Origin of the sequence: Paenibacillus aurantiacus (genome assembly GCF_042431225.1) — a bacterium.
In the GTDB taxonomy this organism is placed as follows: Bacteria; Bacillota; Bacilli; order Paenibacillales; family Paenibacillaceae; genus Paenibacillus_Z; species Paenibacillus_Z aurantiacus.
Map to the genome: position 1 here is coordinate 61,858 of NZ_JBHMDO010000048.1, position 23,578 is coordinate 85,435.

Here is a 23,578-nt window from a genome sequence, read left to right on the forward strand (position 1 = left end):
TTCATCTGCACTCCAGTCTATTTTTTCTCGTTGAACGGTATGTTATGGACGGTCGCGAACGTACGAAGACGTTCCGCCATCTCATCCGTTGGAAAACGGTTGATCATGCGGCTGAATACCCAGTTGGCGCCTTTCTGCTGCTCGATGACGACCGAACCTTTCTGCACGTTGATCGCTTTAATGCCGACGGTGTAAAGATTGCGGTCTCCGCCGAACCGGCGCGTGCGAACGTAATCCTTGCCAACCGACATGTAAGGACGGCGCAAGATGAAAATGACGGCCATCAGCACGTACAAGCCGATCGTCACCCAATACATCGTGCCTGCCTCTTTGTAATAGTCCGACGTGAACGTCGTAATGACGTACATGGCAATGAAAAGCAGGAGGAATGCAGGCATCATATAGCTGCGTCCTTTGAACGTATCCACCTTCTCCTCCGACTTCTGGAGATTGATCGGAGTTTGGCCGTTTTTCTTGCGCTGCTTGTTCAATTGTGTCTGGTTCTTGCGAACTTTGCGTTCCCAGGATCGTGATGACAAATCGGGAGCCTCCTAATGAGTTGGTAGATAACGAAGGGCTGTGCCGCGACGCAAAGCCCCCTCGCCTATTACGGCAATCGCCTCGAAGCGTTTCATGCGCAATGTTGAACGATCTTCATGCGACTAAATCGGACGAGCGAATTTCTCGATGAAACGGTTCGGGTATTCCGAGGGCAGCCTGCTCGCTTCGTCCAAGCGGTCGTACCACTCCTGAGGCAGCTTCCAGCCGACGGCGCCGATGTTATCTTCGAATTGCTCCAGCGTGCTCGCGCCGAAAATGGGAGAGGTGATGCCCTTGCGCCGAAGCAGCCAAGCGAGCGATATTTGGGCCGGGGTTCTCTTGAGCTCAGCTGCCGCTGTCGCGACTTCGTCCAAAATCGCGAAGTTCTTGTCCGAATTGCGAAGCGCCCAAGAGCTCTCTCCGACTTTCGACGTCAGCCTGCCGGATGCGGGCTCCTCGCGGTTGTATCTTCCCGTCAAGAAACCTCCGCCCAGCGGCGCCCAAGGAATAATGCCGACGTTCTCCTCCAGGCAGAGCGATATCATCTCGCGGTCCATCTCCCGGCTGACCAAGCTGTACTGCGGCTGTATCGAGATGAAACGCACGTACCGGTTCATATCGCTCACCGCCAGCGATTTCATGAGCTGCCATGCGAAGAAGTTCGAGCACCCGATGTAACGGACTTTGCCCGACGTCACGAGATCGTCCAACGTGCGAAGCGTCTCTTCGATGGGCGTCGCATGGTCCCAAACATGCACTTGATACAGATCGATATAGTCGGTCTGCAGACGCTTCAGGCTGGCATCCACGCCATCCATGATATGTTTGCGGGAGATCCCTACCCCGTTCGGATGCTCCGCGGTCTGCATCCGGACTTTCGTGGCTAGCACGACTTCCGAGCGACGGCCCCGTATCGCTTTGCCGACGATTTCTTCTGATCGGCCTGCCACATATACGTCCGCGGTATCCAGGAAATTGCCGCCTTTGTCAAAAAAGCGATGGATCATCTCGACGGAGTCTTGCTCGCTTGTCGTGTTGCCGAACGTCATCGTCCCTAAGCATAGCTCCGACACCGCAAGTCCGCTTCTTCCTAATAAACGATATTCCATTTCGACCGTCCTCCTCGCAATGGGTGCGTCAGTCGAGGTCTTGCTGTCTTAATGTTTGATGTTGTCCTCTTCGTCCTCAACAAACTTGATATTATCCAGCTGTCCGCGGAAGTTCCGCTTGAAATTATCCAAATATTGCTTGCGCAGCTCGGCGCGTTCAGCCGTCTCTTCTGCCGTCAAACCGACGGTTTTATGCTTGCGCGACAGCTCGTTTATGCGTGCGATGATTTTCTCCAATGTGATACGCCTCTCTTTCCGTTACGCTCTTGCTAGTCAACATTCCACTCTTTACTTTGACACTTTTGTTCCACGATTGTCAAGGTAACAACAAAAAACGGCGAACCCTAATGGTCCGCCGGAATGATTAAGCTCTGTCCCGCATGCAGCGCGCTCTCCCGCAGCCCGTTGCGCTGCTTGATCGAATAGATAACTTCGCGAACATCTTCGCCGCTTCCCTTCAACTCGCTTGCGATTGCCCAGAGCGTGTCGCCCGTCCCTACTACGATTACTTGTTCATTTGCCGTCGGCGCTTCCGGAACTACCGTACTCGCGTTGCCTCTCATAATCATAAATCCAGCGAAAACAATGACGAAGAATAGAGCAACCGTCATAAATTTCGCGATGTGCCCAGTTCTCACTTTAACACCGCGTTTCTTCGTTGTGCTGCGTCTTACCGTGTTATGCATCCGTTCCTTATATGTATATGCAGAGACCGTGTTTACCATTATCGATTCCCCCAAACGTTTGTTCTGTTCTTGTGAAATCAGATTAACACGAACATTCGTTTGGTGTCAACGGTTTTTGGAACATTTGTTCGCACCGAAATGCGAACCTGTGTTTCTCGAACTTATGTTTGTACGAACTCCGGTTCTGTGTTATAATTTGACACAAATGAACTTATGGAGTGATCACGTTTGTCGAAACTATCCAACCGCCAGCAGGCGATACTCGAATTCATCAAGACCGAGGTTCGGGAGAAAGGCTACCCGCCTTCTGTCCGCGAAATCGGCGAAGCGGTCGGACTAGCCTCCAGCTCGACGGTTCACGGCCATCTGGACCGGCTAGAGAAGAAGGGCTTGATCCGCCGCGACCCGACGAAGCCTCGTGCCATTGAAATTTTGGACTCAGACATGGAGAGCATCCCATTCCCGCTCGCGATCGCCAAAGTACCGGTAGTCGGTAAAGTTACAGCCGGTCTGCCGATTACAGCGACCGAGAATATCGAAGACTACTTCCCGCTGCCTGCTGACCGCGTCGGTGACGACAACGTGTTCATCCTGAACGTCATGGGCGAGAGTATGATCGAAGCAGGTATCCACGATGGCGATTATGTTATCGTCCGCCAACAGCAGACGGCGAACAATGGCGAGATCGTCGTTGCGATGACCGAAGACGACGAAGCAACCGTGAAGACGTTCTATAAGGAACGCGACCATATCCGGCTTCAACCCGAGAACTCGACGATGGAACCGATCCGGCTCCGCAATGTGACGATCTTGGGCAAGGTAATTGGACTTTTCCGTGATATTCATTAATAATTAGGCAGACCTTATGACGCGCAGCGTTCGTAGGTCTGCCTTTTTTGTTGTAATTCGTATCATGGCTTCTCATTATAGAACCGCAATTAGTCAACAATCTCTCGGAATAAGACGTTCACATACGTATATCGGCTATCCGCATACCGGAACGCAAGCCGTATACCGGAGAAATCGATCCGAATTGAACGAAGCGCATTCGTCTGGATATACGGGCGAATAAGCGCCCGCAGCTTCATCGTATTGTGCTCACGCACGGCCTTGGCGATTTGAGCGGCGTAAGACGAACATCCGGCCAGCCGTTCATAGAACGGAATAACCTCTCGGGCGATTCTCCTGTGAATAACCGGCGAGAAGCGGAACTGGACCGTGCCGGGCGGAATTGTCGTACCGTTCGTATATTGCTTGATCGGAGCTGCGAATTTGAAATCCACGAAATAGCCGATACCGTTGGTGGATAGTCCGGTTATCGGCTCGGTAACAGTCTGCCGCAACAGCTTCTCCATAACCTCCAAATTTCCGTTCACGACAGCATCTGACCAACTACGAGCATACGCCTTACTTTGCGACACTTTGCGGTAGAACGGCAGCATTGCTTGCGCGGTATGCGCCAGTATACGCCCCGTTACTTTAAAGTCCCGCAGCTTCGTCGTCTTCGCCACACATACTCCCCGCTTTCTTAGTATTGCTGGTTTAACGTATGCGCGAAGCTCGACGAGCAATTGGACGCCGATCCCAATTTCATCTTCAGATTGTCGTAGAGGCTCTTGCCTTCTATCAATCGTCCAATCCAGTCGTATGGTGGATTCATAGAATAGATCATCTCCACTGGAGCGAGGTGATGAAATTGTTGACGAAACTGAAACAACCTGGCTTGATTCTCGGCATCCTAGGCGCCGCCAAACTGCTGTTGGACAGTGCCGGCATCCAAATTCCGGATGATACGATCAACGATCTTGCAAACGGTATCAGCGCCGTACTGGTCGTCATCTCCATTTTTGTTGATCACGGCAAATCCTGAGCTTCGCCCTTTCCTTGAGAAGCTGGCTAACGTCCAGCTAACCGGAAGCCGCCTTCGGCGTGCTTCTTTTTTTGCCTTTTATCGTGTAACACAAAAAGAAAAACCCTTGAAGTAAGTCCTTCAAGGGTTCCATACCTATTTTATTTAAGCGATTTCGTTATTTGCGCCTTAGACTTTAGTTCAGCCAGCAAAGTAGACGAAAGCTCGACAACTTTCTGGCTAGTGAGCTGTTTCTGAATTTCAGCTTTCTTCTCTTCCAGCGTCGCTGCCTTCGCATCTTTATGGTCCGTTAGTTTGATAATATGATATCCGTAATCCGTCTTAACCGGGCCGCCTAACTCTCCAACCTTTAGCGAGAACGCAGCTTCTTCGAACTCAGGAACCATTGCTCCCCTGCCGAAGAACCCCAGATCTCCGCCCGCATTCTTACTGCCTGGGTCGGTCGATTTTTCTTTCGCCAGCTTCGCAAAATCAGCGCCTGCTTTCAGCTGCTTCATAATTTCATCGGCTTCCGCTTCCGTTGCGACCAGAATATGCGATGCTTTCACCTCTTCAGGCTGATCGAAGCTAGCTCTATTGGCTTCAAAATATTGCTTTACTTCTGAATCCGTCACTTTCGCTCGAGGCTCAACAAGCTTGCGAATACGAAGCTGCATCGGTATTTGCTTCTTCAAGTTTTCGAGCGTCATGTTCGCTTGCTGCAGCGCATTTTGAAAATCCGATTCGGAAGGGAACTGCTTCTTGATTTGAGCAATTTCCACATCCACATCTTTATCGCTGATTACGATGCCTTGTTTCTTCGCTTCCTGCTTAACCAGCTCTTCTTGGATCAGGTTGTCCAATATTTGCGCTCCACCAGCTTCAGCCATCGCACTATACAGCTGATTTTTAGTAATAACCGAGCCATTAACTGTACCAACCGCTTTATTACCATCATTGCCTAATGGAGACTTATCGGAGTTGCTGGCAATATTCACGGATTTCGAAGAGGAATTGTAGTTGACATCCGCACCGAGCATCTCAGCTGCGGCGCGAAGAGGGATATAGGTTACCCCCTTAATTGATACTGGCTCTACAGTGGATTTCTGACCATTAACAATTAAGGTCATCTTCGTGGCTGCGAACGCACCTGCCCCTGCTGCAAGCATCATGCCGGCTACGACCAGCGTGGTTACTCCCACTCTACGAAATAAGATGCTGCCGTTATTTTTACTCACCAAATAACCTCCCGATAGAATCATTTCCGAACACTTTTATTCGATTTCATAATCGGATTCTATATCATTACGCTGTTAATATAAATCTTTTTTATCATAAAAAAACTCCCTTCAATTTGCCATACAAAGCAAATCAAAGGGAGAATTTGTTCAAACCGATTATATCGAATTGAAGCTTTTACATAAGGCATCTTTAAAACACTTCGAACATCAAGAAAGAACTCGTCTTAGTACAACGTCAGATATTGATCGCGCTCCCATTGGTGAACCTGGGTGCGATACATATCCCACTCGATTTCTTTCAGCTCGTAGAAGTGCGCAAGCGCATGGTCGCCGAGCGCGTCGCAGATGACTTCGCTGCGCAGCAGCTCGTCAAGCGCTTCTTTCAGATCGGACGGCAAGCTCGGGATGCCTTCGTCGATGCGCTCTTCTTCGGTCATGACGTACACGTTGCGGTCTACCGGCGCCGGAAGCGGCATTTTGTTCCGAATGCCATCCAAACCTGCCTTCAGCATGACAGCGAGTGCCAGGTATGGGTTAGCCGCTGGATCCGGGTTACGCACTTCGATGCGCGTCGACAAGCCGCGTGAAGCCGGGATGCGGATCATCGGGCTGCGGTTGCTTGCGGACCAAGCCACGTAACAAGGCGCTTCATAGCCGGGTACCAGACGTTTGTACGAGTTGATCGTCGGGTTCGTGATTGCCGCGAACGCGCGTGCGTGGCGGAGAATGCCTGCCATATAGTAGCGCGCCGTTTGGCTCAAGCCCAGCTTGTCGGACTCGTCGTAGAATGCATTCTCATCGCCGCGGAACAGCGATTGGTGCGCATGCATGCCCGATCCATTCACGCCGAACAGCGGCTTCGGCATGAACGTGGCATGCAGGCCGTGCTGACGAGCAACCGTCTTGACGACGAGTTTGAACGTTTGAATTTGGTCTGCGGCGAGAATCGCGTCCGCATATTTGAAATCGATCTCATGCTGGCCTGGCGCAACTTCGTGATGGGACGCTTCGATCTCGAAGCCCATCTCTTCCAGCGTCAACACGATCTCGCGGCGGCAGTTCTCTCCGAGATCTGTCGGCGCCAAATCGAAGTAACCGCCCTGATCGTTCAGCTCCGTCGTCGGATCGCCCTTCTCGTCGGTCTTGAACAGGAAGAACTCCGGTTCCGGACCGACGTTCATCGCCGTGAAGCCCATCTCTTCGGCTTCCTTCAGCACACGCTTCAGAATACCGCGCGGATCGCCAGCGAACGGCGTGCCGTCTGGCATATACACGTCACAGATCAGGCGCGCGACACGGTTCTCCGTCACCCATGGGAACACGACCCACGTATCCAGGTCCGGGTAAAGATACATGTCGGATTCTTCGATACGAACATAACCTTCGATGGAAGAACCATCGAACATCATTTTATTATCGAGCGCTTTCTGCAGCTGGCTGACCGGAATCTCCACGTTCTTGATCGTACCAAGCAGGTCGGTAAATTGAAGACGGATAAAACGGACGTTCTGTTCTTTCGCAATACGGGTGATGTCCTCTTTCGTGTAGCTCACAGAATCATCTCCTTCATGGAATAGTGTTGAATCGCTGTGTTATTTCTTGTTGTAGAAACGGGACAGTTGGCCTTGGATCAGCGATGCTTTGCCCGGACGCTTCTCAAGCAGCTGCTGCTTGAGCAGACGGTGGAGCTGTGCATCCGACAATTCGCGCCGCTTCACTTCCGACTGGTCGGTCACGACGGTTGCTTCCTCGGACTCCTTGGAAACCGGATTCATCACTTGCTTAATACCGGCAATATTGACGCCTTTCTCAATTAAGGATTTGATCTCTAGCAGTCTTTCGACGTCGTTGAATGAGAATAGCCGTTGATTGCCGGATGTACGTGCAGGAACGATCAGCTCGTGCTGTTCATAATAACGTATTTGCCGCGCGGTCAAGTCCGTAAGCTTCATGACGATCCCGATCGGAAACAGCGCCATATTTCTGCGAATATCATCACCCATGTCGCATCAACCTTCCAGTTCTGAATATATACCCCTATTGTAACCCCTCTACCAAAAAAGTGTCAAGTTGTGTGAGGTTTAATTACAATTAACTTTCGCTCCGCGAGAGTATGGAGAGCATTCAAAACGCCGAATTTGACATGAGCATACGTTAAGCCGCCCTGCATATAAGCAATGTAAGGCTCTCGGATAGGCGCGTCGGCTGAAAGTTCCAAGCTGCCGCCTTGCATGAACGTACCTGCCGCCATGATGACAGGATGTTCATAGCCAGGCATGTCCCATGGTTCGGGAACGACGTGGGCATCAACCGCGGCCGCCTTCTGAATGCCCTGCACGAACGCGATTAATTGTTCCGGCCGCTCGAATCGAACCGCTTGAATCAAATCGGTGCGCGGCGCTTCCGGACGAGGACTGCTATCAAAGCCGAGTTTCTCGAAAATCGCGGCCGCGAAAACGCTGCCTTTCAAGGCTTGTCCGACACTGTGCGGTGCCATGAAAAAACCTTGAAACATCGATCTAAGCGTTCCGAGCGTAGCCCCAACCTCGCCACCGATGCCCGGCGCCGTCAGACGATACGCCGTTAATTCGACCGCTTCTTTCGTCCCGGCTACATAACCTCCGGTTGGCGCAAGTCCGCCGCCGGGATTTTTTATCAGCGACCCTGCCATGAGGTCCACGCCAACTTGCGTCGGCTCAAGTTCTTCCGTGAATTCCCCGTAGCAATTGTCAACGAAGATGCGAACGTCAGGTTTCATCCCTTTAATGCGACGCACCATGTCCGCAATGTCGGCCACTGTAAATGAGGGGCGCCAGTCATAGCCGCGGGAACGTTGAATGCCAATGACCTTTGTCCGCTCCGTCAGCTTCGCTGCGACGCCCTCCCAATCGATTCCTCCATCTTCCTGAAGCGCTACTTCCCCGTAACCTATGCCGAAATCTTGAAGCGACCCTGTGCCGTCGCCAGGCTTGCCGATGACCTTGTGCAGCGTATCGTAAGGTCTTCCCGTAATGTAAAGCAATTCGTCGCCGGGCCGCAGCAATCCGAACAGCGCGCAGCCAATCGTATGGGTACCCGACACGAAATGCGGCCGGACAAGCGCCGCTTCTGCGCCGAATACATCGGCATAGACCAGATCCAGTACTTCCCGGCCCGAATCGTTGTAGCCGTAGCCAGTTGAACCATTAAAATGAAAATCGCTTACTTTATACCGTTGGAAAGCGCGGATCACCTTCCACTGATTGCGTTCCGCGGTCCGATCGATTGCGCGGAAGATCGATGCTGCACGAACTTCCGCTTCATCTGCCCAGCCGAGCAGCGTCTCCCACTGCTCCTGCCGGGGTTCTTCGTGTCTTGCGTAGTCATTCACAACCGTTGTCTCTCCTTATGTCTCCAATGCGAAATGCGAGCGCGAAAGTATTATTTTACGCTTGTTCGACGAATTCGTCCAGTTTATGACCATGGTGCTCGTAATCCTGCTTGTTCAACGCGACCGTCAGCCGTAGAATCTCGCCGTTCACCTCAAGCTCGATGACCTCGCCGGTCCGATGGGCAAGCGCGACCAGATCGCCCCGCTCCGCCGGGAATAGAAACGTCCGCGTCGCTCCGGTCACTTTGCTTTGAATAAGATCCAAAAGACGCGCACGGTCATCCGCATCATAAGCGTTCATGGCGATGAAGTCGCCGCTGCTGCCCGGCAACAATCCGGGGCCTTCAGTTGCGCACAGATCGATTTTGTTATACACGGTAATCTCCGGCTTGCCGGAAGCCCCTAGCTCGTTCAAAATCCGGCCGACGACCGCCATCTGCTCATCCCGCATCGGCGAAGAGCTATCGACGACGTGCAGAACCAGATCGGCTTCGTTCACCTCTTCTAGCGTCGCGCGGAAGGCGGCGATTAGATCCGTCGGGAGGTTCTGGATAAAGCCGACCGTGTCGGTCAGCACGATTTCTTTGCCGCTTGGCAATTTCAAATTGCGCGTGGTCGGATCGAGCGTCGCGAACAGCTGGTTCTCGACGTAGACGTCGGCATTCGTCAGCTCGCGCAGGAGCGTGGATTTGCCCGCATTCGTATAGCCGACCAAGGCAACCTGAATGACGCCGGACTTCTTCCGCCGTTCCCGGTGAAGCGTCCGGTGCCGGACCACTTCCTCCAGCTGCCCTTTCAAATCGGAGATCCGGTCCCGAATATGACGTCGGTCGGTCTCGAGCTTCGATTCGCCGGGACCTCTCGTGCCGATGCCGCCGCCCAGCCGCGACAAGTTCTTGCCATGACCCGACAGGCGGGGCAGCAAGTAGCTAAGCTGGGCTAATTCGACCTGGATGATGCCTTCGCGCGTCTTCGCGCGCTGCGCGAAAATATCCAGAATTAATTGCGTGCGGTCGATAATCTTCAGATCCAGCGCTTCCTCCAGGTTGCGCACCTGCGCCCCGGACAGCTCTTGGTCGAAAATGACGGTCGTCGCGCCAAGCTCTTCCGCCGCCGCCCTGACTTCTTCGACTTTGCCTTTGCCGATGAACCATTTGGAATCCGGCGTCTCTTTATTTTGGATGATCGTCGTCAACACTTCGACGCCCGCCGTCTCCGCCAAGTTGACAAGCTCCTGCAGAGAGTGCTCCGGATCGCCCGATGCGCGTTTGACTTCATCCGTAATGAAGCTCACTAGTATCGCGCGATCCTGCAGCTCGTGTTCGGTTTCGTAGGTTGTTGGTCGCATTCTCTCTTACGCAGCTCCTCTCGAATACTAACTCCTTGCATCCCATCGCAGATCTTCCGGCCGGATGGCCATCAACTCCTGCTTCCCGGGCGAAGCGCTCGGGTACTGGTGCAGCAACCGAACCGCCTGATGCCGGAATCCCTTCTCAATAATATTGCGCACATAGCGCGCATTGCTAAACGAGTAGAGCGTCTCCATCTTCTCGGCCATCAAATGCTGCCGCAGCTTGAAGAGCGCTTGGGGCATCAATGTGTATTCCCGTTCCTTGGCCATGAGCTCGGCGATCTGAATGAGCTGATCGATGCTGTAATCCGGAAATTCAATCTGAATCGGAAAGCGGGATGGAAGACCGGGATTCGTCATCAGAAATTGTTCAATCTCCAGGGGATAACCTGCCAGAATAAGCACGAATTGATTACGATTATCCTCCATCGCCTTCACTAACGTGTCTATCGCTTCCTTGCCGAAATCCTTCTCCCCGCCTCTTGCCAGACTGTACGCCTCATCGACGAACAAGACGCCGCCGATCGCCTTGCGGACGAGATCCCTCGTCTTCTGCGCGGTGTGGCCGATGTATTCGCCCACGAGATCGGCCCGTTCCACTTCGATCAAATGTCCCTTGGACAGCACGCCCATCTTATTGAACAACTTCGCGACGATACGGGCGATCGTCGTCTTGCCCGTTCCCGGGTTGCCCTTGAAAATCATATGATAGACATGCGAGCCGCTCGCAAGACCCGCTTCCGTCCGCATCCGGCTCACCTGCAGTAATGCGTAAATCTCATAAATTAGCAGTTTGACGTTATCCAGTCCAACCATGGCATCCAATTCCTTGCTGATCTCCAAGTATGGATCACCAGGCGTCTGCGGCTTGACCGCCACTGGCGGCTCAGGCTCCAGCGTGGGAGCAGCGCCGGTCGATACGTAAGGCTCGTGACTGCGCAGCACGACATTAATCTGCCTGGAAGGCCTTGCGCCTCCCGATTGCCCGGCTGAACCCGCTCGTTCGTTCATTGCCCGATCACCTATCCTTCGTATCCTGTTTCGTCCGGCGTCTTCGAAGCAATAAATGCTGGTGCCTCTTGCGAGTCTACCTCACGTACGCCGCACTACCCATTGTATTCTTGCAGAATGGGGCATATTAACAGATTCAGGATAAGCAAGCGGCCTGCCTTCAGAAACTTCCCGGCCATTGAAAGCCCGCACGCATGAGAAGCTCGTCCAGCTTCCATTTGGTATACGCGAGCACTTCACGGGACTGGTTATACGTTACCGACAACTTCACGGACTTGGTTCCTGCGGCCACCGTATTCTTATAGCCCAAGAATTGGGCAATATCGGCAGACCGGGATGCATGGTAATCATGGGTGACGATAATAAAGCTCTTCCATCCGTGCTTCGCGGCTATCGGCTGACTGAAGCGCAAATTCTCGTACGTGCTGCGCGCGTCATTCTCCAGAACGATTCGTTCCGCAGGAACGCCTTTGGCAAGCAGGTAATCGCGCATCCCTTCCGCTTCGGTCAATTTGGACCCATTGTGATCCAATCCCCCGGACACGATGAAATGTTTGACTGTACCCCGTTCGAACAGCTCATAAGCATAGTCCAACCTCTCTTGCAATCCGGGACTCGGCTTGTCCTTCCAAAGCGCGGCGCCAAGCACGATGGCGGCATCGGCATTCGGAAGCGGTTTCGGAACCTCGTAGCCGTTGATCCTCCAGAGCACATAGCCGAACCAGAACGCGAGCAGCGCGAATCCGGTGAGGGTGACGCGGAGAAGCAGCGCAAAAACGCGAAAACGCCTTTTTTTGCGCTGCTTCTTACGCGGCTTAACGGCCGGTGCCGTCATGACTCGCTCACCTCGCCATTCTGGGCGACGAGCGTCTTGCGATGCTTCAAGCTTAACGTGAAATAACGGAACCGCCCGCTCTTGATCGCCGAGAGCAGCCTTCCTGCCGTCTTACGTGCGAGCGCGGCATCTTTGTTCGTCACGGTGCCGTGCCGTACGGCATCCTCCAATTCGTCCTCGTCGAGAAGGAACACTTCACCGCTCGGCAGAACGACGACGTCTAGATACAGATCGTCGAACCAGGGCACCTGCTGGTCCGTCAGGCCTTGGGTTTTGCAAATATCGATATACCATTGCACGACCCGGTTCTTGTCATCGAACATCGTGGTGACGACGAAATGTTCACCCTTGGGAAAATGCTGCATCCATAGGTAGCCCCGATCAGCCAGACAAAGCCGTCGACCATTGTATTCTTTCCAAAGCGGTTCGCGCAATTCGTGTATGCGATACAACGTCACAAGTCCTCTGAACTCGTCGCCGTCCATCGTCAGACACGTGTAGCTTCTACGCAGGATGCGTCGCCAGTTGGCTCGGTCTGAAAATTTTCTCTTCATACGGAACGACCTTTCCGTCAGGATCGCAATCAACCCTTCGTTATCGTGTAGTGTAGCGTGTTACTAGTATATTCCGTTTCGTTAAAAAAAGCTTACCATAATCTAACGTCCATCTCCAGCCAGCGCATAAAATAAACCGGGCTCGCCTCGTCCCACGCGAATCGTTCGTCTAGGCACACAAAAAAAAGGGAGCGATATCCGCTCCCTTGCATAGCTATTTCACTTCAATCGTCAGATCGTCGATCGTCACTTCTTCCGTTGGCTGGCTAGGCTCGCCCTGCATGTTGGCCTCCACCGGCGTTTTGGAAATCGCGGTCACGACATCCATTCCTTCGCTCACTTTACCGAAAATCGTATAGTTCGGCTGCATGTTCAGTCCAGCTGCATCCGGACCGGTGCAAATGAAGAACTGGCTACCGCCGGTATTCGGACCCGCGTTGGCCATGGCGACAATACCTTCTTCATACTGATGGCCGTTATCCAGCTCATCCGGAATATCGTAGCCGGGACCGCCCGTGCCGTTGCCCAGCGGATCGCCCGTCTGAATCATGAACGTCTCGATGATGCGGTGGAATTTGATTCCGTTGTAGAACTTCTCGTTCGCCAGGAATACGAAACTGTTGACGGTCTGCGGCGCATCCTTCGCGAACAGTTCCACCGTGAAATCGCCCTTGCTCGTTTTGAAATGCGCCAAGTACGTCTTCGACGTATCAATGGACATTTCCGGCATTTTGTCCCACGATTTGGCCTGGGACGCGGAATCGCCGGTGTTGACCGCATTGCTATCCGCTGCGGCATTCCCACCGCTATTCGCAGCGTTGCCGGCATTGGTCTCGGTTTGGGTCGTTCCTCCACCGGTCGTCGCGTTACCGCCGTTCTCCTCGACTTCCTTCTTCGCGCCGCATCCCGCCGTCGTGGCGATCAGCGCAACTGCAAGAACTAGGGTCATAAACAGCCTTTTGCGTTGCATCGTCTAACCTCCGTTGTTTACTGGTAATGTCGGATCCACGGACGGATCACCCGGCAATACCGGAATGTTGCCGGCCTTCGTATCCGATTGGGGCTTCGTCCCATTGGTGCCGTTCCCGCCGTCTATTGGAGAAGTCGCGCCGGTGTTATTCGGCGTCGAACCGTTGCCGCTCGTGCCGCCCGGCGTACCGTTAGTCCCGTCAATGCCGGCGTCGCCATTCTGCGGCGTTCCGCCATTCGAACCATCGCCGTTCTGTCCAGTGCCGCCCGGCGTACCGTTCGTGCCGGTTCCGCCGTTCGCGCCAGCACCGTTATTCGTCCCGGTGCCGTTGTCTACGCCCGGTTCGCCGACTCCGTTGTTGACGCCGCCCTCGGCCCCATTCCCCTCGGTGCCGTCTGGGTTCTCGCCCGTGCCGTTGTTCGGCGAGCCTGTCTCGTCCGGATTCTCGGGTACGACCGGTTCCACCGGTTCGATCGGCTCCAGCTCTTCTTCAGGAATCGCGATCGTCAGATGGGCGGATGCACCGCTCTCGACATCGGTCTTCGCGTCGTAGGCCGTCACGTAATACTCGAACGTAAGCCCCGGCGCCACGCTCATGTCGTTAATCTCGGTTGAATCGACGGCGTCCATAAGCCGCTTGAATTCCGTCTCGGACGCTTCCTTCCGATAGACGCGGTACGTCATGTTTTCGCCATCGACCGGCGTCCATGACATGCGGATCATTTTGTTCTCGGCGTCGTATGCGGCCTTGAAGTCGCCGACCACGGTCACCGGCTGCTTCTCCTCTTCAACATCCTTCGGTTGTTTGAAGCCATTGACCGGCATGCCCTTCATGGCCGCCTTCATGACCTTGCCGAACATGGCCGCCGCCTGAGAGCTGCTTTTCTTGAGCAAATGCTCCTTGTCCGTTTTATCATAGCCCATCCATACCGCCGCCGTCCATTCCGCCGTATAGCCAGTGAACCAGGCGTCGCGGTTGTAGCTCGATTTGTAATTCGGTATGCCGTGCTGCGTCGTTCCCGTTTTGCCGGCAACCGGGCGGTCGATACGCGCCTGCGTCCCCGTGCCGCCTTTCTCCACTACGCCTTGCATGATCTCGGTCATATACCAAGCCGATTGCTCGCTCATGATTCGTTTCGGTTTCGGCGCATCGTACGTGTAGACCTCCGCACCCGTCTTGTCGACGATTTTGACAAGCGCATGGGCATCGACCGACATGCCGCCGTTCGCGAACACGCTGTAGGCGGTCGCCATCTGAAGCGGCGTGACGCCGTGCGTCAAACCGCCAAGCGCGATGGCCAGGTTGCGGTCATTTTTTTCGTCCAGCTCGAAGCCGAGCTTCTTCGCGAATTCCAATCCGGTCTTGACGCCGATTTCGTTCAGCAGCCACACCGCCGATGCGTTTCGGGATTCCTTGATCGACTGCGCAATCGAAATTGCGCCGATATATTTATTTTTGTTCGAGTCGGTCGGACAATAATCGCCGTAGCACTTCTTCTCGTCCATGACCTTCGACCACGGGAACCAGTCGCCCGTCGCAAGCGCGGGGCCATAGACCGTAACCGGCTTGAAGCCCGATCCCGGCTGGCGTTGCACGACCGCGCGGTTCCATCCTTTGCGCACGTAATCCCGCCCGCCGACGAGACCTTGGAGATTGCCGTTCGTATGGTCGATAATGACCATTGCGCCTTGCGCGAGCTGCTCGTCGACGCTCTTCTCGAAGTTATCCGCATCGGCGAACTCCTTCTCCATGACGGATTGCGCTTTCGGATTGAGCGTCGTATAGATGCTGTATCCGCCCATATAAAGCTGCTCTTCGGTAATTTCGGGCACGCGTTCCGCCGCTTCATCGATCGCGTAATCGACGAATGCCCAATATTTGTCTTGATTCGTTTTGTCGTCCTTATTTGTCGGCGGCTCGTACTTGAGCGCCTTGGCCTTCGCTTCCTCTGCCTGCGCGGCCGTAATATACTTCTGATCAACCATCAGCTGGAGCACGACGGCCATCCGCTCGCGAGAACGTTCCGGATTCCGGATCGGGTTATAAGTGCTCGGCGCCTTCGGCAAGCCGGCTAGCGTCGCGATCTCCCACAGCTCGAGATTTTTCAATTCCTTATCGAAGTAGACCTTCGCCGCCGCTTTGACGCCATAGGCGCGGTTCCCGAAGAAAATCCGGTTCAGGTACATCGTCAAAATTTCGTCTTTCGTCTTCTTGTGCTCCAGCGCCACGGCGATCGACGCCTCCGTCGCTTTGCGGAAAAACGTCTTGTCGTGCGACAGGAACAAATTCTTCGCCAGCTGCTGCGTGATCGTGCTCCCGCCTTCGACTGCGCTGCGGGCGATCACATCCTTCACGACCGCGCGGCCGATCGACACGAGATCGACGCCGTTGTGCTCCTCGAAGCGGCGGTCCTCCGTGGCGATGAACGCGTCTTTCATGAGCTGCGGAATTTCGTCGAACTCCGCGATTTCGCGGTTGACGCTTGCCAGCTTGGCGATTTGATCACCATTGATGTCATAGACGATGGAGGCTTCCTCCATGTCCATCTTGTCCCAGTTCGCGGTTAAAATCCGCTCGCCGTTGAGCACGATCAGCAAATATCCGATAATACCGCAAATGACGGCCAACGCCCCCGTAAAGAAGAGCCATATCATCAATTTCTTGCCGTTCATTTTTTTCTTGCCTTTCTTCTCCTTGCCCTTATTAGCCGTTCTTTTTACGCGCGGTCCATCAGCCATGAGCCGACTCCCCTCCTGCTTGACGAGTTGTGTGCGACCTCGTCTCTATTTATACCCAGTAGTAGTAAACGGCATTGGCGGCGCTTGAAACGCGTCCGGCCTTCAAACAGAAAAGAACAACCCTGCACGTGGCGGGTTGCTCTCTCGTGCCGTTATCCAATTAAACGCATCATGCCAAGAAAAAGTTTCATGCAAGGGAAGCTCTGGCCTTACGCTTCGCTGCTCGGCTCCTGCTGCATGAGCGACACGTTGCGCTGCGGAGTAAACGTCGATATAGCATGCTTGTACACCATTTGTTGGCGGCCATCCGTATCGATGACGATCGTAAAGTTGTCGAAAGCGCGGATGACGCCGCGAATCTGGAAGCCGTTCGTTAAATAGACCGTCACCGGGATGCTGTCTTTGCGAAGTTGATTAAGGAAAGTATCCTGAATGTTGATTGATTTGTTCATGAACGTTACCCCCATTATCAAAAAGATTGGTCAGAGAAAGATTCAAGCTTCATCCTAAACTTTCCTGCTATTATAGCATGAATCGCCTTCAAATTCTCCTGAATATTTTCGCCGGCTTCCACCCATGCGATATCCTGCATATGCCGGAACCATGAAAGCTGCCGCTTGGCAAACCGCCGGGTGTCGCGCTTCAGCAGCTCGACGGCCGCTTCCAGCGTCATCTCCCCGTTCAGGTAGGCGACGATCTCCTTGTAACCCAAACCATGCATGGCGACGCTGTCTTGCGGCACGCCGCGGTCGAGCAGTCCACGCACTTCGTCCACCAGCCCCGCGTCGATCATCGCGTCCACGCGGCGATTGATCCGCTCATATAACAACGCGCGGTCCGTCGTCAAGCCGATGATACACAATTCGTAAGGCGACGTTCGTTTCTGTCCTTCAAGTTTGTCGGATAGTTTGCGTCCGGTGAGATGAAAGACTTCGAGCGCGCGAATAACGCGGCGCACATCGTTCGGATGAAGGCGCTGCGCCGTCTCCGGATCCACCTGAACGAGCTTGACATGAAGTGCCTCCGCGCCGTGGGTATCGGCGTACAGCTGCTGCTCCTGCCTGAATGTCTCGTCCGATCCGCTCTCGGGGAAATCGTAGCCGTATGCGACCGACTCGACGTACAGACCCGTTCCTCCTACGATGAAGGGAAGCTTGCCCCGCGAGCTAATCTCTTGAATCAGCCCGCCGCAGCGCGTCTGGAATTCGGCGACGGAGAAAGGATGATCCGGCTCGCAAATGTCGATCAGATGATGCGCGACGCCTTCCATCTCCTCTGGCTTGATCTTGGCCGTCCCGATATCCATACCCTTGTACACTTGCATCGAATCACCGGAAATAATCTCGGCGTTCCAGTGCTTCGCAAGCTCGATGCTCGTCTTTGTTTTGCCTATAGCCGTCGGTCCGATCAACACGAGCAGCTTCGGTTTGCGTTCTTGCGTTCCTTCCATGCTCATGTAGGCTTGATCACTCCGTAGGCGATTTTGTTCACGTGCGCGCAGGCGAAGCCAAGCCGTTCGAATTCTCCGCTGCCCGCATGCTCCTTCATAACGACGGACTTTCGAGCGACCCGCTTCGCATGCCGAATCGTCTCCACGTCCAGCGCATCGCGATTAGCCAGCGAGCGGAGCGGCGCAAGCGCCGAGGATTCATGTACAGGCTGGCGGAACATCGGGTCGAAATAGACGATATCCACGCTCTTATCCGGCAGCTGCTCCAGGTAAGCTCGGTGGTTGCCCGCGCGCATCTCGATCCTGCGCATCGCCGCATTCACGTCGTCATGGGCCGTCTCGTACGTCTTCAGCCCTTCCCGCACGACCGCGCACAGCACCGGCTCGCTCTCGATGGCAATGACTTTGCCTGATGGACCCGCTGCGTACGCAAAGACGATCGAATCCGAACCGAGTCCCGCCGTGCAGTCGACGATCGTGTCGCCATGCTCGCAGCCGCTGATCTCGACAAGCGGGTCGCGCTCGCCTTTGCGCAGCCTTTTTACTCTAACATATGCCATGCTCGGATGGAAATAAAGCGGCTGCTCCGCATTATCATAAAAGCGCAGCCCCTGCGGATCCACGACCAGCAGAGGCTCGCCACCGTGTTTGTTTCGAAGCCCGGTCAGCGTCTCCTGCCTTCTTGGCACGAACTTGCCGCCGAGCTCTTCGCTCAGATCTTGCGCCGCCTTGACGACTTCGGGCAATGGCTTCTGAGGTGTCGTAACGATCATGACATCACCCGCTTGAACATTTTTTCCAATTGATACGTGGTCATATGCACCACGATCGGCCGGCCGTGCGGACAAGTGTATGGCTGGATGCACGACGCCAATCGACGCAGCAAGCCTTCCCCTTCTTCTCGCGTCAGCCGGTCGTTTGCTTTGATCGACGCTTTGCAGGAGCACATGATGGCCGACTTCTCCCGCAGCTTGCCGATGTCAACCGCGCCCTTCTCGGACAGCAGCCATTCGGTCATCTCTTCGATGATCTGCTGCTCTTCGCCGCGCGGCAGCCACTCGGGATGGCTGCGAACGAGGAATGTATTGGCGCCGAACGGCTCGAGCTCCACGCCTGCTTCCAAGAGGAGCGGCATTCGGCTGGTTATCAAAGAAGCTTCCGTCGACGTGAACTCCAGGGTCATCGGCACGATCAGCTGCTGGCTGGCCTGCTGCGGCCGCGCGAATTTCTCCAGGTAATACTCGTAATTAATCCGCTCGTGCGCCGCATGCTGATCGATCAGGAACAGTCCCTCTTCATTCTGTGCGATAATGTAGGTGCCGTGTAATTGACCGATCCAATACAGCTCCGGAAAATCAACCTTCGGCTCGCCAAGCGGCTGTTCCGCCGGGATGCCTGCCCGGGAGTCGGCCGGTGATGTCGGCAATCCCATATTCGTCTCCATTTCTTCCGACGATCTCTCGTCCTGCGCAACCATCCAACTCCCCGTCTCCTTCTGACCGCTGTCTACATCAGGCGTAGCCGACGGCGCAAAGTCGTCATCCCAATCTTCCAGCCCTTCCACGGGACGAGGCGCTGATTCTAGGCTCGGATTGGATGGAGGCGCAGCCATGCTACTCTTCCCGATGCTATAATCCGCAGGCGCAGTGGCGCTGCCGGCAGCCGTCTCGCGAATCGCGAACGATGAATCAGATGGCGGCGCGTACAACCGTTCCGTCGTGTCCTTGGGCACGGTTGGCCTAGCCGATTGCCAGGAAGCCCCGGAACTGCCCGGACGATCGGATCCAACCCGCGGATTGCTCATCGAAGTCCCTTGCGCCGAACCGTTCCCGCCGAACATATTCATCGTTCGAGCGCCAGGGGAGGAGGATGAGGCTTGACGCTTATCGCCGGCGTTAAACCGTTCCATCCACCCTTCCGGCTTGCGGATGTCCGTCACGCCCGGCTCGGGCTGATGGAACGAGATCCGCTCCTGCACGAACACCGGTTTGGACCGTTCAGCCGGTGCGGGCCCTGGAATATGGCGCTGCTTGCCGAGCGCCTTTGCGACGCATTCTTCGACGAACTGCCTCAGCTCTGCTTCCTTGCTGAAGCGCACCTCCATTTTGGACGGATGAACGTTCACGTCGAGCAGGCTCGGATGCATGCCAAGCTCCAGTACGATCATCGGGAAGCGGTTGATTGGCAGCAGCGTATGATATGCCTGCAGAATCGCCTGATTGATAATGTAGCTCTTGATGTATCGTCCGTTCACCACGATCGTAATGCCGTTGCGATTCGCGCGCGTCTGCTCGGGCTTCGAAATATAGCCGCTAAGCGTGTAGTCCGGATGATCGCCGGAGACGATGAGCATCGCCTTCGCGGCGGTCGTCCCGTACACGGCCGCGAACGCCTGCAGCCGGTCGCCGGTGCCGAGCGTCCGCAGCAGCACGTTGCCGTTATGCTTCAGCGTGAATGCGATGCCCGGATGAGCCAGCGCGAGACGGTTGACGTAATCCGCGATATGGCCGATTTCCGTCTGAATCGATTTCATGTATTTCAACCTGGCCGGGGTGTTGAAGAACAAGTCCCGCACCGCGATATCCGTCCCTTGCGGCGTGTTCGCATCTTCGACATTGCGTATCGTTCCGCCTTCGATGACAAGCCGCTTGCCTAGGCCAGATGTATCGACCGCGGACACGCATTCCACCTTGGCGACGGCCGCGATACTCGGCAGCGCCTCGCCTCGGAAGCCAAGGCTTGCGATCCGGAACAGATCTTTGCTCGAAGAAAGCTTGCTCGTCGCGTGGCGGAAGAAGGCTTTCTCGATATCGTCCGCATCAATGCCGCTGCCGTTGTCCGTAACCCGCACGAGCGTCAGACCGCCCTCTTCGATGACGATATCGATCGTCGTGCTGCCGGCGTCGACCGCATTCTCGACAAGTTCCTTGACGACCGAAGAAGGACGCTCGACGACTTCGCCCGCCGCGATCTGGTTAGCCAGCTGTTCATCCAGTACGTTGATTTTTCCCATAGATTTAGAAGCTCCTCCTTCCGCATTCGCCTTATGTTTACTTGTCGTTCATCAGCTGCAGCTTCATCTCATTGAGGTACTGCATCGCCTGCATTGGCGTCATGTTGAACAAATCCAGCTTGCGAAGCTGTTCGGCCAGCTGTTCGGCTTTCGGGCTTGCCTTGCGGGTCTTCGCCGGCTCGGGAGCGGGCTCATCGAAGATAGACAGCTGAACGAAAGCCGCGGCGGGGGCGCCCGATGTCACGGCGACCGTTGCGTGGGCGGGATCCGGCATCGACGTCGCGGCTGCAGCGCCGGCGCGCTCATAAACCGCTGAGGGCTCCGCAACGGCATCGACGGTCGCGGTCTCGCTGATATCAGCTTGATGCCCGATAGTTTCGTCGCCGTTCGTGCGATTCGTACCGCCTATCGCTTCACGTGCAGGCGCAGCTTCCTTTGCCGCAAGCCGGACTTCTGCCGGTTGCTCCAACGATTCCAACAATGTGTAAGCACGCGATATGATGCTCTCCGGCAAGCCGGCCAGCTGCGCGCAATAGATGCCGTAACTGCTGTCGGCAGCGCCGGGAACGAGCTTGCGCAGGAACGTCACGCCGCTTGCGTTCTCTTGAACGGCCATGCACGCATTCGCAAGCCGCGGCAGCGAATCTTCCAAATGCGCAAGCTCATGAAAATGAGTCGAGACGAGCGCTTTGCATTTCACTTCCGTATGCACAAACTCGATAACCGCTTGGGCGATGGCCATCCCTTCAGCGGTCGACGTGCCGCGGCCGAGCTCGTCGATAATGACGAGACTCTGCGCGGTCGCCTTCTCGGTCATCGTCTGGATGTCCTTCATCTCGACCATGAACGTGCTTTGCCCGCCGATGAGGTCGTCCGCCGCGCCGATCCGCGTGAAGATCCGGTCGATCAGCGGCACGACCGCTTTCTTCGCCGGCACGAAGCAGCCAATCTGCGCCATGATGCAGATGAGCGCGACTTGACGCATATACGTGCTTTTGCCCGCCATGTTCGGTCCCGTAATCAACAGCATCGCGAACGCATCGTCCGTCAATGCGGTACCGTTCGCGATGAAAGGCACGCCTTCCATGACCGCTTCCACGACGGGGTGACGGCCTTCTTCCACGACCAGATCGTAGGCTTCCGTCACATCCGGACGGACAAACCGCTGCTCGCTGCTCACCGTCGCCATCGACTGGTAGACGTCGATCTCCGCAACCATCTCCGCCAATCGCTGAAGGCGGTGCATGTGGCTTGCCAAATGGTCGCGCAGCTCGACGAACCGCGCATATTCGAGATCGACCATCTTCTCTTCGGCTTCGAGGATCAGGCGCTCCTTCTCCTTCAATTCCGGCGTGACGAACCGCTCCGCGTTGGCGAGCGTCTGCTTGCGCTCGTAACGCCCTTCCGGCAGCATGGACAAGTTCGCCTTGGATACTTCCAAATAATAGCCGAACACTTTGTTGTAGCCGATCTTCAGCGACTTGATGCCCGTCGCCTCGCGTTCGCGACGCTCCAGATCGGCCAGCCATTTCTTGCCGCTGACGCTGGCATCGCGAAGCTGATCGAGATAGTCGTCGTACCCGGCCCGAATCAATCCGCCCTCTCGCACCGAGATCGGAGGCTCGTCCACGATTACGGTCGCGATCATCTCGGCCAAATCGCCGCAATCGTCCACGTCGTCGACCAGGGCGCGAAGCGTGGACGAGCCGGAGCCCTCGCAGATGGCGCGCAGCGCCGGGACATGTTGAAGCGACGTCTTGAGCGCGTTCAGATCGCGTCCGTTGGCGCTGCCGAACGCCACCCGTCCGACCAGCCGCTCCAAATCGTAGATCTCCGACAATTCACGGCGCAGATCATCGCGCAGAATGAGATCGCGGTGCAGCTTGTCCACCGCTTCCAGGCGCGCGTCGATATCGGATTTGGACAATAACGGCTTGTCGATCCAGCGCCGCAGCAGACGCGCGCCCATGGACGTGCGCGTCTTGTCGAGCAGCCACAGCAGCGTGCCCTTCTTACTGCGGTCTCGCACCGTCTCGGTTAGTTCGAGATTGCGGCGAGTGAACGGGTCCAGAATCATGAACTGGTTCGGTTCATACGCGCGAATACGCCGTACATGGCCGAGCGAGCGCTTCTGCGTCTCCGTCAAATAGCCGGTCAACAGACTGATCGCCTTGTATCTCGGCTCCGACAACGCCTCCAGCTGCTCGCGGTCGAATTGCGCCTCGAGCGCCTCTTGCTCCATCATCTCGCGAGCCGTGAAGAGAACGGGACGATTCCAGCTAGCCGCGACCGGCTGCAGCGCGGCCAACGCCTCTTCGTCGCCGACGATCTCCGCCGGGTGGTAGACGTTCAGCTCATCAGCCAGGACGTCGAGCATAAGCGGCACGCTCGTGACATACAGCTCGCCCGTCGTCAAATCGCAGGCTGCCACGCCGTAGCCGCCGCGAATGACGGAGACGCCGACGATGAAGTTGTTCGCCTTGTCCGCCAGCGATTTGGTCTCCATGACCGTACCCGGGGTGACGACGCGAATAATCTCGCGGCGCACGACGCCTTTGGCAGCCGACGGATCTTCGACCTGCTCGCAAATTGCGACTTTATAGCCTTTCTCGATCAGCCTAGCGATGTACCCTTCTGCAGAGTGATAGGGAATGCCGCACATCGGGATGCGTTCGTCCCCGCCGCCTTCGCGACCGGTGAGCGTGATCTCCAGTTCGCGTGACGCAAGAATGGCGTCATCGAAAAACATTTCGTAGAAATCGCCCAATCGGAAAAATAGAAACGCGTCCTTCGCGCCTTCTTTAATGGATAAGTATTGCTGAATCATCGGGGTATAAGCCGCCATGCGCGCCCCTCCTGC

Annotated in this window: 23 protein-coding genes; 2 read left to right on the plus strand and 21 right to left on the minus strand. The window is 55.4% G+C overall.

Going from position 1 to position 23,578, the window contains the following annotated elements:
- Positions 1–17: 17 nt before the first annotated feature.
- The 4 genes from ACFFSY_RS31320 to ACFFSY_RS31335 form a co-directional block, all read right to left on the minus strand.
- Positions 18–539 carry a hypothetical protein gene (locus tag ACFFSY_RS31320; RefSeq protein ID WP_377501698.1) on the minus strand — a complete coding sequence of 174 codons (522 nt, stop codon included), beginning with the start codon at positions 537–539 and terminating at the stop codon, positions 18–20.
- Positions 540–662: 123 nt separating this feature from the next.
- Entirely contained in the window at positions 663–1,649 is a 987-nt protein-coding gene (locus ACFFSY_RS31325; protein WP_377501700.1) for an aldo/keto reductase, read from the minus strand.
- A 48-nt stretch (positions 1,650–1,697) separates the two neighbouring features.
- Positions 1,698–1,886: a DUF896 domain-containing protein gene (locus ACFFSY_RS31330; protein WP_377501702.1), complete on the minus strand. Its 189-nt coding sequence runs from the start codon at positions 1,884–1,886 to the stop codon at positions 1,698–1,700.
- Positions 1,887–1,993: 107 nt separating this feature from the next.
- A complete protein-coding gene (locus tag ACFFSY_RS31335; protein WP_377501704.1) occupies positions 1,994–2,212 on the minus strand; it encodes a LysM peptidoglycan-binding domain-containing protein in 219 nt (72 codons plus the stop codon).
- Positions 2,213–2,563: 351 nt separating this feature from the next.
- Here ACFFSY_RS31335 and lexA point away from each other — a divergent pair, with 351 nt between their 5' ends.
- On the plus strand, positions 2,564–3,184 hold the full coding sequence (lexA, locus tag ACFFSY_RS31340; RefSeq protein ID WP_377501706.1) for a transcriptional repressor LexA: 621 nt from the start codon (positions 2,564–2,566) through the stop codon (positions 3,182–3,184).
- A gap of 89 nt (positions 3,185–3,273) precedes the next feature.
- Here lexA and ACFFSY_RS31345 read toward each other — a convergent pair whose 3' ends face one another.
- Together ACFFSY_RS31345 and ACFFSY_RS31350 are read right to left on the minus strand one after the other, a co-directional pair.
- Positions 3,274–3,846, minus strand: coding sequence for a hypothetical protein (locus tag ACFFSY_RS31345; RefSeq protein WP_377501708.1), 573 nt, complete (start codon positions 3,844–3,846; stop codon positions 3,274–3,276).
- Between the two features lie 17 nt (positions 3,847–3,863).
- Positions 3,864–3,995, minus strand: coding sequence for a hypothetical protein (locus tag ACFFSY_RS31350; RefSeq protein ID WP_377501710.1), 132 nt, complete (start codon positions 3,993–3,995; stop codon positions 3,864–3,866).
- A 39-nt stretch (positions 3,996–4,034) separates the two neighbouring features.
- Between ACFFSY_RS31350 and ACFFSY_RS31355 the strand changes: the two genes are divergently transcribed.
- Positions 4,035–4,205: a hypothetical protein gene (locus ACFFSY_RS31355; protein WP_377501712.1), complete on the plus strand. Its 171-nt coding sequence runs from the start codon at positions 4,035–4,037 to the stop codon at positions 4,203–4,205.
- A gap of 140 nt (positions 4,206–4,345) precedes the next feature.
- Here ACFFSY_RS31355 and ACFFSY_RS31360 read toward each other — a convergent pair whose 3' ends face one another.
- From ACFFSY_RS31360 to mutS, 15 genes are all read right to left on the minus strand, one after another.
- Complete coding sequence (locus tag ACFFSY_RS31360; protein WP_377501714.1) at positions 4,346–5,422, minus strand: peptidylprolyl isomerase; 1,077 nt, start codon at positions 5,420–5,422, stop codon at positions 4,346–4,348.
- Between the two features lie 227 nt (positions 5,423–5,649).
- Positions 5,650–6,978: a type I glutamate--ammonia ligase gene (glnA, locus tag ACFFSY_RS31365; RefSeq protein WP_377501716.1), complete on the minus strand. Its 1,329-nt coding sequence runs from the start codon at positions 6,976–6,978 to the stop codon at positions 5,650–5,652.
- Positions 6,979–7,017: 39 nt separating this feature from the next.
- Complete coding sequence (locus ACFFSY_RS31370; protein ID WP_148931177.1) at positions 7,018–7,428, minus strand: MerR family transcriptional regulator; 411 nt, start codon at positions 7,426–7,428, stop codon at positions 7,018–7,020.
- 62 nt (positions 7,429–7,490) lie between these two features.
- The gene (locus ACFFSY_RS31375; RefSeq protein WP_377502131.1) at positions 7,491–8,744 is read right to left on the minus strand and encodes a methionine gamma-lyase family protein; all 1,254 of its coding nucleotides are present in this window, start codon (positions 8,742–8,744) and stop codon (positions 7,491–7,493) included.
- Between the two features lie 106 nt (positions 8,745–8,850).
- On the minus strand, positions 8,851–10,143 hold the full coding sequence (gene hflX / locus ACFFSY_RS31380; RefSeq protein ID WP_377501718.1) for a GTPase HflX: 1,293 nt from the start codon (positions 10,141–10,143) through the stop codon (positions 8,851–8,853).
- A gap of 27 nt (positions 10,144–10,170) precedes the next feature.
- Positions 10,171–11,157: an AAA family ATPase gene (locus ACFFSY_RS31385; RefSeq protein ID WP_377501720.1), complete on the minus strand. Its 987-nt coding sequence runs from the start codon at positions 11,155–11,157 to the stop codon at positions 10,171–10,173.
- A 160-nt stretch (positions 11,158–11,317) separates the two neighbouring features.
- Positions 11,318–11,992, minus strand: a complete 675-nt coding sequence (locus ACFFSY_RS31390) for a YdcF family protein (protein ID WP_377501722.1) — start codon at positions 11,990–11,992, stop codon at positions 11,318–11,320.
- The gene (locus ACFFSY_RS31395) at positions 11,989–12,546 is read right to left on the minus strand and encodes a ribonuclease FAU-1 family protein (RefSeq protein WP_377501724.1); all 558 of its coding nucleotides are present in this window, start codon (positions 12,544–12,546) and stop codon (positions 11,989–11,991) included. The genes ACFFSY_RS31390 and ACFFSY_RS31395 overlap by 4 nt, the downstream gene beginning before the upstream one ends.
- 214 nt (positions 12,547–12,760) lie before the next feature.
- Positions 12,761–13,516, minus strand: coding sequence for a peptidylprolyl isomerase (locus tag ACFFSY_RS31400; protein WP_377501726.1), 756 nt, complete (start codon positions 13,514–13,516; stop codon positions 12,761–12,763).
- A 3-nt stretch (positions 13,517–13,519) separates the two neighbouring features.
- Positions 13,520–16,255, minus strand: coding sequence for a PBP1A family penicillin-binding protein (locus tag ACFFSY_RS31405; protein ID WP_377501728.1), 2,736 nt, complete (start codon positions 16,253–16,255; stop codon positions 13,520–13,522).
- A gap of 209 nt (positions 16,256–16,464) precedes the next feature.
- Positions 16,465–16,707, minus strand: a complete 243-nt coding sequence (gene hfq, locus ACFFSY_RS31410; protein WP_148931185.1) for an RNA chaperone Hfq — start codon at positions 16,705–16,707, stop codon at positions 16,465–16,467.
- Between the two features lie 17 nt (positions 16,708–16,724).
- The gene (miaA, locus tag ACFFSY_RS31415) at positions 16,725–17,705 is read right to left on the minus strand and encodes a tRNA (adenosine(37)-N6)-dimethylallyltransferase MiaA (RefSeq protein WP_377502134.1); all 981 of its coding nucleotides are present in this window, start codon (positions 17,703–17,705) and stop codon (positions 16,725–16,727) included.
- Positions 17,706–17,707: 2 nt separating this feature from the next.
- On the minus strand, positions 17,708–18,478 hold the full coding sequence (locus ACFFSY_RS31420) for a class I SAM-dependent methyltransferase (protein ID WP_377501730.1): 771 nt from the start codon (positions 18,476–18,478) through the stop codon (positions 17,708–17,710).
- The gene (gene mutL, locus ACFFSY_RS31425; RefSeq protein WP_377501732.1) at positions 18,475–20,718 is read right to left on the minus strand and encodes a DNA mismatch repair endonuclease MutL; all 2,244 of its coding nucleotides are present in this window, start codon (positions 20,716–20,718) and stop codon (positions 18,475–18,477) included. The genes ACFFSY_RS31420 and mutL overlap by 4 nt, the downstream gene beginning before the upstream one ends.
- Before the next feature lie 37 nt (positions 20,719–20,755).
- A complete protein-coding gene (mutS, locus tag ACFFSY_RS31430; protein ID WP_377501734.1) occupies positions 20,756–23,563 on the minus strand; it encodes a DNA mismatch repair protein MutS in 2,808 nt (935 codons plus the stop codon).
- Between the last annotated feature and the right edge of the window lie 15 nt (positions 23,564–23,578).